The sequence below is a fragment of the Actinomycetota bacterium genome, assembly GCA_040905475.1.
Lineage (GTDB): Bacteria > Actinomycetota > AC-67 > AC-67 > AC-67 > DATFGK01.
In genome coordinates this window covers 1-11432 of the sequence record JBBDRM010000017.1, presented here as the reverse complement: position 1 = coordinate 11432, position 11432 = coordinate 1, and the positions used below count along the sequence as shown (strand labels likewise).

General features: G+C 66.9%; 14 protein-coding genes and 1 other RNA gene. 13 read left to right on the top strand and 2 right to left on the bottom strand.

What is annotated here, in order from left to right; genetic code table 11:
* The 3 genes from pxpB to pxpA all read left to right on the top strand — a co-directional run.
* A partial coding sequence (gene pxpB / locus WEB06_01775) for a 5-oxoprolinase subunit PxpB (protein MEX2554342.1) occupies positions 1-567 on the top strand: 567 nt, incomplete at its 5' end.
* Complete coding sequence (locus WEB06_01770; protein ID MEX2554341.1) at positions 564-1505, top strand: biotin-dependent carboxyltransferase family protein; 942 nt, start codon at positions 564-566, stop codon at positions 1503-1505. The genes pxpB and WEB06_01770, both read left to right, overlap by 4 nt.
* Positions 1502-2245 (top strand): 5-oxoprolinase subunit PxpA, encoded by a 744-nt coding sequence (gene pxpA, locus WEB06_01765; protein ID MEX2554340.1) that lies wholly within the window; start codon positions 1502-1504, stop codon positions 2243-2245. Before WEB06_01770 ends, pxpA begins: the two co-directional genes overlap by 4 nt.
* A gap of 13 nt (positions 2246-2258) precedes the next feature.
* On the opposite strand, the gene WEB06_01760 is transcribed toward pxpA, so the two are convergent.
* Together WEB06_01760 and WEB06_01755 are read right to left on the bottom strand one after the other, a co-directional pair.
* Positions 2259-2858 (bottom strand): hypothetical protein, encoded by a 600-nt coding sequence (locus WEB06_01760; GenBank protein MEX2554339.1) that lies wholly within the window; start codon positions 2856-2858, stop codon positions 2259-2261.
* Positions 2859-3022: 164 nt separating this feature from the next.
* A complete protein-coding gene (locus WEB06_01755; GenBank protein ID MEX2554338.1) occupies positions 3023-3373 on the bottom strand; it encodes a helix-turn-helix transcriptional regulator in 351 nt (116 codons plus the stop codon).
* A gap of 323 nt (positions 3374-3696) precedes the next feature.
* On the opposite strand from WEB06_01755, the gene WEB06_01750 reads away from it, so the two are divergent.
* From WEB06_01750 to WEB06_01705, 10 genes are all read left to right on the top strand, one after another.
* Positions 3697-4347 (top strand): response regulator transcription factor, encoded by a 651-nt coding sequence (locus WEB06_01750; GenBank protein ID MEX2554337.1) that lies wholly within the window; start codon positions 3697-3699, stop codon positions 4345-4347.
* Between the two features lie 129 nt (positions 4348-4476).
* Complete coding sequence (locus tag WEB06_01745) at positions 4477-5193, top strand: response regulator transcription factor (protein ID MEX2554336.1); 717 nt, start codon at positions 4477-4479, stop codon at positions 5191-5193.
* Positions 5190-5459, top strand: coding sequence for an HPr-rel-A system PqqD family peptide chaperone (locus WEB06_01740; GenBank protein MEX2554335.1), 270 nt, complete (start codon positions 5190-5192; stop codon positions 5457-5459). Before WEB06_01745 ends, WEB06_01740 begins: the two co-directional genes overlap by 4 nt.
* A 99-nt stretch (positions 5460-5558) precedes the next feature.
* Positions 5559-6290, top strand: coding sequence for a C4-type zinc ribbon domain-containing protein (locus WEB06_01735; protein ID MEX2554334.1), 732 nt, complete (start codon positions 5559-5561; stop codon positions 6288-6290).
* A gap of 12 nt (positions 6291-6302) precedes the next feature.
* On the top strand, positions 6303-6758 hold the full coding sequence (locus WEB06_01730) for a ribonuclease HI family protein (protein ID MEX2554333.1): 456 nt from the start codon (positions 6303-6305) through the stop codon (positions 6756-6758).
* A gap of 98 nt (positions 6759-6856) precedes the next feature.
* Positions 6857-7123: a hypothetical protein gene (locus tag WEB06_01725; GenBank protein MEX2554332.1), complete on the top strand. Its 267-nt coding sequence runs from the start codon at positions 6857-6859 to the stop codon at positions 7121-7123.
* Between the two features lie 13 nt (positions 7124-7136).
* Positions 7137-7568: RNase P RNA component class A (gene rnpB, locus WEB06_01720), an RNA gene on the top strand.
* A gap of 73 nt (positions 7569-7641) precedes the next feature.
* On the top strand, positions 7642-8082 hold the full coding sequence (locus tag WEB06_01715) for a DUF1003 domain-containing protein (GenBank protein MEX2554331.1): 441 nt from the start codon (positions 7642-7644) through the stop codon (positions 8080-8082).
* 35 nt (positions 8083-8117) lie between these two features.
* Complete coding sequence (locus WEB06_01710) at positions 8118-9083, top strand: magnesium transporter CorA family protein (protein MEX2554330.1); 966 nt, start codon at positions 8118-8120, stop codon at positions 9081-9083.
* 46 nt (positions 9084-9129) lie between these two features.
* Positions 9130-11085, top strand: coding sequence for an ATP-dependent DNA helicase UvrD2 (locus WEB06_01705; protein ID MEX2554329.1), 1956 nt, complete (start codon positions 9130-9132; stop codon positions 11083-11085).
* Positions 11086-11432: the final 347 nt, after the last annotated feature.

Here is an 11432-nt window from a genome sequence, read left to right as displayed (position 1 = left end):
GCGAACGCTTCCGCGTTCGCGGCCTACCACCACCTCTTGCAACGACGGCTGCCGGAGATCGAGGATCTCGTTCCCGGCGCGCGTACGCTGCTCGTCGTGCTGAAGCCGGACCGCGAGCCGTCCGCGGTCCTGCTCCAAAGCCTGGAGCGCACTTCGATCCCGACCTATCGAGCCGACGCGACGGTCCACGAGATCCCGGTGCGGTACGGCGGCGACGAAGGACGCGATCTCGTCGAGGTGGCGCAGCTGCACGGCATGACCGAGGACGAGGTGATCAGCCGGCACTCGGGCGCCTCCTACGTCGTCGGCTTCACGGGTTTCTCGCCGGGATTCCCGTATCTGTTCGGGATGCCGGAGATCCTGGCGACCCCGCGACTCGCGACGCCGCGCACCCGGATCCCATCAGGGAGCGTGGGCATCGGCGGCTCCTACACCGGCATCTACCCGCAAGCCACGGCAGGCGGGTGGCGGCTCATCGGCCGAACCGACCTCGCACTGTTCGATGCCGGGCGCGATCCACCGGCGCTCCTGCTTCCGGGCGCCGCCGTGCGCTTCCTCCCGACGTGAGCGTGCACGTCCTCCGGCCGGGCGCTTCGACGACCGTGCAAGACCTCGGCCGGCCGGGCTGGGGAGCGTCGGGCGTGCCGCCCTCCGGCGCGATGGACGAGCTTTCGTTCCGGGCCGCGAACCTGCTCGCCGGCAACGACGAGGGTGCCGCCGCGCTCGAGATCACGATCGCGGGACCGGAGCTTCTGTTCTCTGATGAGCACGTTTGTGCGCTGGCCGGAGCGCCCGTCGAGGCGCGCATCGACGGCGAGCTCGTCCCCGCCGGCCGTTCCTTCGTGATCCCGGCCGGTACCGCGTTGTCGATCGGCACGACGAGATCCGGCGTCCGTTGCTACCTTGCCGTCGCAGGAGGGATCGACGTGCCGGTTGCGTTGGGCAGCCGCTCGACGCTCGTGGCTGCGGGGTTCGGCGGGCTGGACGGCCGTGCTCTGAAGACGGGCGACGTGCTCTCAATCGGACCCGCATCGGGGAGTCCGCACTATCAACGCGCGCTCGCGTCCGGCGCGCTGCCCGAGACCGCCCGGGAGACGATCCTTCGCGTGGTACGCGGCCCACAGGAGGACGCGTTCACGGACGAAGGCATCGATACGTTCTACTCGAGCGCCTATCGCGTCTCGCCGTGGTCCGATCGAGCCGGCGTGCGGTTGGAGGGAGCTCCTATCGGGATCGCCGGCGCGGCGGATCTCGATCCCGAGGGCGTGGTCACCGGCTCCGTGCAGGTTCCGGCCGACGGCATGCCGATCGTTCTTGGCCCCGATCGGCCCGCCACGGGCGGATACGTGAAAGTCGCGACGGTGATCTCGGCGGATCTCCCGGTGCTGGCGCAAGCGAGGCCGGGCGATACCCTGCGCTTCGCGACGATAGATGTTGAAGACGCGCGTGCGGCCCGGCGCGAGCGCCTGCGAGTGCTTCACGAAGGCTTCGAGGGGCTCGGATGACGATCGATCTGAACGCCGACGTCGGTGAGGGGAACGACGACCTCGCGATCTTCCCCCTCGTCACCTCGGTGAGCATCGCCTGCGGAGCCCACGCGGGCGACGAGGCGACGATGGATCGCTCGATCCGCGAGGCAGCCCGGCTCGGCGTGGTCGTGGGTGCGCACCCCGGCTATCCCGACCGAGAAGGGAAAGGCCGTCGAAGCCTCGCAGCTTCGCCTGCCGAGCTGCACGCCTCCCTCCTCGAGCAGATCCGCACCCTCGCGCGGATCTGCGTGAGGCAAGGCGTCCCCCTGGCACATGTCAAACCTCACGGCGCGCTCTACAACCAGGCGGCGGACGATCCTGCGCTTGCGGACGTCGTCGCGAACGCGGTGAAAGCCGCGGACCCCACCCTCCGCCTCGTCGGCCTCGCGGGGTCGGCGCTGCTCGCGGCGGCGTCGGATGCCGGCCTCTCCGTGGCAGCAGAGGCGTTCGCCGATCGTCGTTACCTCGCGACCGGCCGCCTCGCGTCGCGCGACCATCCGGATGCGCTCATCGTGGACCCGGCAGAAGCCGCTCGCCAAGCGGTTGCGCTCGCCACCGGACAGGAGATAGGGACGCTCGACGGCGACCGCCTGAAGGTCCGTGCGGAAACGATCTGCGTACACGCCGACACGCCCGGCGCGGTCGACATCGCGCGCGCCGTACGGCTCTCGCTAGAAGAAGCCGGCGTGCAGGTTGCCGCCCTGCACGCCGGCTGAGTTCCGAGCGTTCTTACGGGCAGGCCCGGCCTTCGGCCTCCATGCCCCCGTGCGCTTGCTGATTCCTCTTGTCGATCAGCTGATTCATGACGCTCAGCACAACGACGTTGTTCGCGTCGCTGATGACGAGCGTGACGATGTCCCCATTGGGGGGCTGGCCTTCGCCTGCATCCACGAATTCGAACTGGGCGGTCGCCCCCGGCACCCCGTTCAAGGTCCCGACGGCGGTCCCGGAGATCGTGTCGAAGTCTGCATTCGCCCCGTTCGGTATGCCGAGGTTATCGGAACAGGTGATGGAGGTGTACGAGGTGACTACGAACTCGTTGTCGTCCCAGTTCGCCACGAGATGCGGTGACTGATTGCTCGGCTGGCCGGGGCAGTTCAGCTTGTGAAGCTCGTAGTCGAGGTCGAACGCTTCGACGGCGCCGCCGCCCGTCATGAAGCCGTCGATGATGCAGGTCACGGGCGGTGGCGAACCGACGACCTGAGCGAAAGCCGGCATACGCATGCTCTGCACGACCGGCGGTACCCAGATAGCGGCGCCGCCTACGATCGCACCGCGCTTGATGAGCTGTCGCCGTGAGATGTTGGTCTTGGTCTCTTCGTCAGGCATGTCTCCCCCTGCTTCCGCCAACCGGTCCTATCGGGCCGGGCTGTTCCTGTTTCCCCTGATGAACGGTACATCCGCCCGTCGAGGCCCACAATGCGCAGAGCGAAGTAGAAACCATACGTAGAGTGCTCGAAAGATGGGTAAAAGGCTCATTTGCGAGGGTGCCGTCAGTGCTTGGTCCGCTCCGTCGCCGCCTCGGGTGGACCGCTCGCATCGGCCGAGCCGTCGAGGTTCCCGATGGCCTCATCCTGAGCAGGGCGAAGATCGATGACCACATCATCACCTGCCGGCGCCGCTCGCTCGAGGACCCGTGCCAACAGGTGATCCGCCGGTACGCCGTACAGTTCGGCGAGCCGACAGAACCGGTCCAGCGAGATCGACCGTTCGCCACGTTCGTAGCCACCGACGGCGGAGGCCTTGAACTCCCGGGCCGAGCGCAGATTCAAGTCGCGCAGAGCCAGCCCGGCTTCTTGCCGGGCGCGGCGCAGCTCGTCGCCTACTGCTCGGAGGAATTCCATCAAGGGATCGAAGAGGTTTCGTTGGCGGTCATGACCCCGGCGCGTGCCCCAAAGACGCGGATCACCATGTGTGAACCTACTCGGCGCACGGGTTCGATGGGACGTCGAAACGTTGTACCTTTCCTACGCATCCACCGGCTCGCCCGTCGGGATATCGCACCATCCGGCGCATGGCGGCGATTGGGAATCTTCGATCCATTGCGACACGTGACCGTATTGCACGGCCTCAGGCGGCTCGCGTACTATGACCGCGCTCCGCGGCCGAATCTCACAGGTGCGGGAGTCGCCCAGGGGGATCCAGTCCCCGAAAAGGGGGAGTCACCATCCGGATCCTGATCGTCGACGATCACCGCCTATTCGCCGATGTGATCCGCTCCGTCCTCGAGGGGCACGGGATGGAGATCTTGGCGGTTGCATCCTCGGTCGAGGAGGGCCTTGCTTCGGCGCGCCGCGAGCATCCGGACGTCGTGCTCATAGACCTTGGGGTGCCCGACGGAAGCGGTATCTCGCTGGGACGAACGATCGTCGGCGAGTTGCCGGAGACGAAGGTGATCGCCCTGACCGCGCTCAACGATCCGAAGGTCGTGGCTGAAGCGCTGCGGGCGGGATTCGTCGGCTACCTCACCAAGGACACGCCCCTCACCCAATTCGTCGCGATGATCGAGGCGGCTGCAGGGGGGGAAGTCGTGATCCCTCAGCGGCTCGCCGCCGTCGTGGTCGGTGCCCGAACCACAGAAGAGCGGAACGCTTCCTTGCTGGCCGGGCAGCTGAGCCCCCGGGAACGCCAGGTGCTGACCCTGCTCGCGGAGGGAGCCAGCAGCGAGGACATCGCCGGGAAGCTGTCGGTCAGCCCCAATACGGTTCGAACCCATGTCCAGAGCATCCTGACGAAGCTCCAGGTGCACTCCCGGCTCGAGGCCGCGACCTTCGCGGTGCGCTACGGCATCGTCAAGGTGCCCCGGTCGACGGGCTGAACGTTTCATTCGCTTCGTCCCGTTGCTCTCATCCATTTGAACGAGTTCTAATACGCAAGGCGCCGCGTTCGGCTCTCCGCCGGGCTGCATAGCCTGAATTCTGGCCGGTGGTTGCAAGAGGGGATGGGGATGACTGACGGGGGTCGAAGGATCCGAGTGCTGCTCGCGGACGAGCAGGCGCTCTTCCGTGAGGCTTCGCGGGTCGTCCTGGAGAGTCTCGGGAACCTCGAAGTGGTCGCGGACGCGGGCGACGGCATGACCTGCGTCTCCGAAGCCGAACGCACCCTCCCCGACGTCGCTTTCATCAGCATTGACCTTCCGGGCTACGACGGGATCCGCGCGGCGGCCATGATCCGCGAGCGCCTCCCGGAGTGCGGCGTCGTGCTGCTCGCGCGGGACGAGGAGCTCCAGACCCTCGTTGCTGCGCTCGAGGCCGGCGTCAGCGGATTCCTGACCAAGGATTGTCCCCTCAGCGAGCTCATCGAGGCCGCCCGGGCGGTTTCGCGCGGAGAGACCTTGATCCCCAAGTCCATGCTCGGTCCCCTGCTCGGCAAGCTCATCCGGCGCCGGCGCCAGCAGGACGAAGCCTTGAACACGCTCGATCGCCTCACCCGCCGGGAACGGGAGATCCTGGCTCTGCTCGCCCAGGGAGCGGACAACCAATCGATCGCACAGGATCTCGTCATCAGCCCGGAGACGGCGCGGACCCACATCCAGAAGATCCTCGGCAAGCTCGGAGTGCATTCTCGGCTCGAAGCGGCGGCGTTCGTGGTGCGCAACGGCCTCCTCGAAGAGCTCACAGGAGTCACGGCCGGCCCGGCCGGCGCGTCGCTTACCCCTCGATGACCTCTCCGGCCTCGCGGCCGAGCCTGCGGGAAGATCTCACCACCGTGGAGCTCGACGGCGAGGCGATCGTCTACGACGAGACGAGCGGCGAGCTCCACCACCTGAATCCGGCCGCAACGATCGTGCTTTCCCTGTGCGATGGATCCCTTTCGGTCGAGGAGATCGCCGCCGCCGTTTCCGATGCGTTCGAGCTCACCCTCGATCACGTGCTTCCCGATGTTCGCGCCGCCGTCGAACGGTTCGGGCAGGCCGGCCTGCTCTCGTAGCGGTTCCGGGACGCCCCGCAACGGCCTGCCTGGGCAGGCGCCCATCCGACGTGGTAGGTTCCGCGCCGCGCTTGATAACTGCAGTCGGCGGAAAGGCCCATGGAGGGAGTCACGCGAGACGCGTTGAAACGCCTGCTGGACCTGCAACGCGTCGACTCATCCATCGAGCGCCTTCGTCAGCGAAAAGCAGACCTTCCCGAGCAGCGCATCCTCGACGATCTCATCGCCGAGCTGGAAGCCGCCCGAGCCGACCACGCGGCGAAGCAGTCTGAGCTGGACGCCATCTCCCTCGACCAGAATCGGCTCGAAGGGGAAGTCTCGATGCTCGAGGACAAGATCAAGCACGAGTCCGAGCGGCTCTACGGCGGTGACATCTCCAACCCGAAGGAACTCTCCAACATCCAGGCGGAGCTCGACGGGCTTCGCAGACGCAAGAGCCACGTTGAAGACCAGGACCTCGAGGTGTTGGAGAACCGCGAGTCCATCGAGCGCGAGCTCGCCGAGCTCAAGGAAAAGCTCGATGCGCTGGCCGGTCGTACCGCCGAGGCCGAGGCCGCCCGCGACGCAGCGGCGGTCGAGATCGAGAACGACCTCGCCCAGAACGAAGGCGAGCGTGCTCAGATCGCGCCCCAGATCCCCGAGGAGTTGCTCGAGCTCTACGACGACCTTCGCGCGAAGAAGCAAGGGGTCGGCGTGGCAGCGCTCGTCGGCGGGGTCTGTCGCGGCTGCGGGGTCTCGCTCTCCCCGGTCGCGTTGGATGAGATCAAGCGCTCGAGCGCGGATGAGATCCCGCGCTGCGAGAATTGCCGTCGCCTCGTCGTTCCCACGTAGCCTGGAAGTGGAGTGAGGGTCGTCGCGTTCTGCGACGGCGGCGCGAGGGGGAACCCCGGACCCGCGGGCATCGGCGTGACGATCCGCACTCCCTCGAAGAAGGTGGTCGCAGAGATCTCCGAGGCGATCGGTCATGCAACGAACAATGTGGCCGAGTACACGGCGGTGAAGCGCGCGCTGGAACGCGCCCGGGAGCTCCGGGCGAGCGAGGTCGAGATCGTGACCGACTCCAAGCTTCTCGTCGAGCAGCTCAACGGGCGTTACCGGGTGAAGAACCCGACGCTCCAGCGACTCCACGCGGAGGTTCGCGCAGCCGCCCGGCCGTTCGCCTCGGTGACGTACCGTCACGTACTCCGCGAGCGGAACAAGCGCGCCGACGCCCTGGTCAACCTCGCGATCGACGCGTGGCTCCAGGAGCACGACGCCTTCGCGCCCGCGGACGACCCGGAGCAAAGCCCCCTCTTCTAGTGCAGGTGTCCCCGGTCCCCCTTGATAACTGCGTAAAGGAGATGGCTCCTGGTAGCTATGCTCCGATCGGGAGCCCGATCCGATAAATGGACGTGATGATGGCGATCGACAGGCACCGTGAAAGCCGCCTCACCCGGCGTCTCTACGAGACCAGCATCGTCTTCGCGTTCGCGACGCTCGTCGCGTTGTCGCTGCTCCTCGCCGTCGGTTTGCGCACCCACGGCCGGTTCGCGTGCGCCGCAAAGTCCATCGTCGCCGCGTCGGCTCACTGCGCCGGCGCCGCCGAGATCGGACCCGACCTGCCGTCGGGGGCGGTCAACGTGGTCTTTTCGGCCGACCCTAGCCTTGCGAACGCCGAGCGCTAAACTGCGGAGGAAGGAAGCTGGCCGGGTGGCCGCGGCCGGTTGAAAGACCGGTCGAGGAAAGTCGGGCCTCCATAGGGCAGGGCGGTGGGTAACGCCCACTCGGGGCGATCCGAGGACAGTGCCACAGAAAAGGTACCGCCAACGGCCGCGGGCGATGGGCCGAGCCAGGGCCAGGCCCCGTCGGCGGTGCGGGCAAGGGTGCAACGGTGGGGTAAGAGCCCACCAGCGTGGAGGGTGACTTCCACGGCTCGGCAAACCCCGCTCGGAGCAAGGCCAAGCAGGGCACCGATTCCGGCGGCCCGTCGGAGTGTCTCGCGAAAGCGGGGCCCGGTGTTCGGGTAGGCCGCATGAGGCCGGCGGCGACGCCGGTCCCAGATAGATGGCCACCCCGCCCAGCCGGAAACGGCGCGGCGGACAGAAGCCCGCTTATAGGCCGGCTTCCCGACGTGAGGGCCCCCGAGAGGGGGCCCTCGCTCTTTTCGCTACGCTCGCGGCGGACACCAGATAAGGAGGAGCAGATGACCCCGCGCGCCGTGGCCCGGAACCAGCGGCTGCCGCATCCCGCCCTCGTCGAACACCGCGACCGGCGCGCGAAGATCCTCGAGCTGAGGATCGCCGACCGGATCACCGCGTTCGCGGGCTCGATGCGCTTCGTGTATATCCACGTCGCGTGGTTCGTCATCTGGATCGGCTTCGGCCTCGAGGACTATCCGTTTGGCCTTCTCACGATGATCGTGTCCCTCGAGGCGATCTTCCTGTCGACCTTCGTGCTGATCAGCCAGAACCGAGCCGACGAACGGCGCCAGGCCCTGGCCGATTCGGAGTGGGATCTCGTTCAGGTGGAGGAGCAGCAGAACGAGGAGCTGCTCAACCTGTCGCGTCAGATCCTCGAGCTAACCCGCGCGGTGCACGGGAGGGTCGCCGGCGGAGCCACCCCAGCCGCCGGCCCTGCTGAATAGGGCCTGTTCACCCGGCCGCGCTATCGTTTCCCGCCGTGCTGGTCGCCATCTGTCACACCGATGCCACAGGGTGGACCGACGTTCGAGACCTCGAGCAGATCTCGGGCCTCATCGACGCCGGGCAGCTCGTGTGGGCCCAGGCCGACGTCGCCTCACTGAGCCCCTCCGACGTTTCGACCATCCAGGGAGAGTTCGGCCTCCACCCCCTCGCGGTCGAGGACGCGATCAACTTGAAACAGCGGCCGAAGCTCGAGGCGTACGAGAACCACTTGTTCGCGGTCGCCCATCAGCTCGATTCGGTGGAAGGGCAGCTGGAGGCGTCGCAGATCGCGTGTTTCGTGGGGCGTCATTACGTTCTGACGCTCCACGAAGGCGCTAGCAGGATCCTCGACGAAGCCGCTTCGCGCCTTCGCCGCACACCGAAGCCGGTCGAGCGGGGTCCTTCGTTCGTGATGCACGCGTTGCTCGACACCGTCGTCGACGATTACCAAGCGATCGCGGACACGCTCGAAGAGGAGGTCGAGGAGCTGGAGGACAAACTGCTGAAAGATCCGACCGCGGCTGCCGACCGGCAGATCTACACCCTGAAACAGCAGCTCGCACGCCTGCGCCGGTACGCGCAGCCGGGCGGCCGGGTCCTGGCCTCTTTCGTGGACTCGAACCAGACGACGGTCGCGACGAACGAGACGGCCGCCTACTTCCGCGATGTTCTCGACCACACGCTTCGGATCACCGATCAGCTCCGCAACGTCGAAGAGCTCGTCGATGCGCTCCTGGAGCTTCGTCGCATGGAGCAGACGAACCAGATGACCGACGTCACCAAGCGTCTGACCGGTTGGGCGGCCGTCATCGCCGTGCCTACGTTCATCGCCAGCGTGTACGGCATGAACTTCACGCTCACACCGAACAACGAGGGGCTGGGCTTCGAGATCGCGCTCGGGTTGATGGCCGCAAGCGCCATAGCCCTGTACACGTTCTTCAAGAAGCGCGACTGGATCTGACCGGCCTCCTGATCCCTGTCACACCCCGCTGCTAGTGTCCGTTCCGGTGGACCTGGACATCCTTTCCGATCTGAACGACGAGCAGCGCGAGGCGGTGCTGGCCGTCCGCGGCCCGGTGTGCATCCTGGCCGGAGCCGGGACCGGCAAGACGACCACGATCACGCGCCGGATCGCGCAACAGGTCGCGAGCGGTGCGTTTTCCTCCGACGAGATCCTCGCCGTCACCTTCACCGACAAGGCTGCCCGGGAGATGGCCTCACGGCTCAAAGCGCTGGGCGTTGCCGGGGTCCGGGCCAAGACGTTCCACGCCGAGGCGCTCGCGCAGGTCCGGCGGCTGGGAGGCGACCAACCGGAGATCCTGGGGTCCAAGGCACAGATCTTGCACGGGATCGCGCAGCGCCTGCCTGCCCCGTACAAGTTCATGGCCTTGCGGGACCTCGCGACCGAGATCGAATGGGCGAAGAATCGACGCATCCCGGCCGTGCGATACATCGATCGCCTGGACGGTCACCAGCCGCCCGTGCCGCCAGATCTGATGCACCGTGTTTACGCCGAATACGAGAAGCGAAAGAACGGCGCCGGCCGGATCGATTTCGAGGATCTGCTCGAGCGTGCCCTCCAGCTCCTGCACGACGACCCGCGCGCGCTCAACATCGTTCACGCCCGCTACCGGGCGTTCACGGTCGACGAGTACCAGGACGTGAACTTGCTGCAGCAAAGCTTGCTCGAAGCCTGGACCGGCTCTCGGGTCGACGTGTGCGTCGTCGGTGATGATCATCAGTCGATCTTCGGATTCACCGGTGCGACTCCGCATTACCTGCTCTCGTTCCCCGAGCGCTACGCGAGCTGCCGGGTCTTTCGGCTGTCGACCAGCTACCGCTCGACGCCGCAAGTGATCGAGATCGCGAACCGGCTCGCTCCCAAGCTCGGAGGCTCGACCAACCCGCTGCGGGCGATGCGACAAGCGGGTCCCCTTCCCACGTTGCGCGCGTTCTCGACCGGCGCCGAGGAAGTCGCCTGGATCACCGGCGAGATCCGCCGCTTGCACGACGACGGCGTCGAGTGGGAGAAGATCGCGGTGCTGCACCGGATCAACGGCCGATCCGAGGATTTCGAGGAAGCGTTTTCGCGAGCGGCCATCCCGTTCCAGGTCCGCGATGGGTCGTTCCTGAGACGGCCGGCTGCGCGCGCGGTCCTCAATCGGCTCCGGCACGAGTTGGACGGCGACGTCACCGGCGCCGTCGAGCGCGTCGCAGCGGCGGCCGGCTACGAAGCAGACCTCGAAGGTGTCGCCTCGGACGATGAAGCGACGCGTCAGGCCGACCTCGCGCGGCTCGTCCGCCTCGCTGAGGAGTTCGGCGGCACCTCGCTGCAAGCGTTCGTGAACGACATCCGCTCTCGGTTCACGGAGGATTCCGAGGGCCGCGGCGTCCTGCTGCTCACCTACCATCGCGCGAAGGGCCTCGAGTTCGATGCGGTATTCCTCCCCCGACTCGAGGACAAGGAGCTACCGTTCGCCCTCTCGCGGACCGACGACGAGCTGGCCGAGGAACGTCGCCTGCTCTACGTCGGCATCACGCGCGCACGCCGGCACCTGTACATCTCGCACGCGGCTTCCCGAGACACGGAGCGACGCAAAAAGCCGAAGCCGTCTCCGTTCTTGCGTGATCTGGTCGGGGCTGTGGAGGGGTCCCGCCCGGCGTCCCACCTCAACGGAGGGCCTTCACGCTTCGGTGGGGCATCGGACGGGCCCCCTCGGAAGAGCGACGTGGTTACGCAGGTGGAGCACGATCCGGTTTTCACGTCGTTGAGGACGTGGCGGTTGCGGGTTTCGCGAGATGCGGGCGTGCCGGCGTACGTGGTGTTCGACAACAAGACGCTGGCGCTCATCGCGCTTGCGAAGCCCGGGTCCCGGGCTGCGTTGCTGGCTGTACCGGGCGTGGGGCCGGCGAAGCTCGACCGATATGCGGAGGACGTGCTCCATATCGTTCGATCGGCCTGACCCGTCCGAGCAGGCATTTCATCGCCTCATCCCTGGGGTTTTCTGGGTATCCCAGGGCTCGCGGCTGGGTCCCGCTCGAACCGGATGATCCGGGCGGTCGTGCGGCGACTGAGGGTGGGGACTTGCCAAACTTGAGGTGGTATGGGTGAAATGGTCGGCACCACGGGGTCGGCTTCCGCAAGCCGGGGGTGAGGGAGATGCGATCGAGCGCCGCGTTCCGACGAGTAGGCATCTCGACGTTCATGCTTTTCTTTGCCCTGACGCTGCACGGGTTGGTGCCGGCCGCTTCGTCAGACGACTCTGCGGCTGCTGCGCCTAAACCCACCCCGTCCAACACCGTCCGTCCA

Coding starts and splice junctions, on each gene's coding strand:
- WEB06_01725 (MEX2554332.1), top strand. CDS start 6,857: ATGGCGATCGACAGGCACCGTGAAAGCCGCCTCACCCGGCGTCTCTAC.
- WEB06_01740 (MEX2554335.1), top strand. CDS start 5,190: ATGACCTCTCCGGCCTCGCGGCCGAGCCTGCGGGAAGATCTCACCACC.
- WEB06_01735 (MEX2554334.1), top strand. CDS start 5,559: ATGGAGGGAGTCACGCGAGACGCGTTGAAACGCCTGCTGGACCTGCAA.
- WEB06_01760 (MEX2554339.1), bottom strand. CDS start 2,858: ATGCCTGACGAAGAGACCAAGACCAACATCTCACGGCGACAGCTCATC.
- WEB06_01715 (MEX2554331.1), top strand. CDS start 7,642: ATGACCCCGCGCGCCGTGGCCCGGAACCAGCGGCTGCCGCATCCCGCC.
- WEB06_01755 (MEX2554338.1), bottom strand. CDS start 3,373: ATGGAATTCCTCCGAGCAGTAGGCGACGAGCTGCGCCGCGCCCGGCAA.
- pxpA (MEX2554340.1), top strand. CDS start 1,502: ATGACGATCGATCTGAACGCCGACGTCGGTGAGGGGAACGACGACCTC.
- WEB06_01745 (MEX2554336.1), top strand. CDS start 4,477: ATGACTGACGGGGGTCGAAGGATCCGAGTGCTGCTCGCGGACGAGCAG.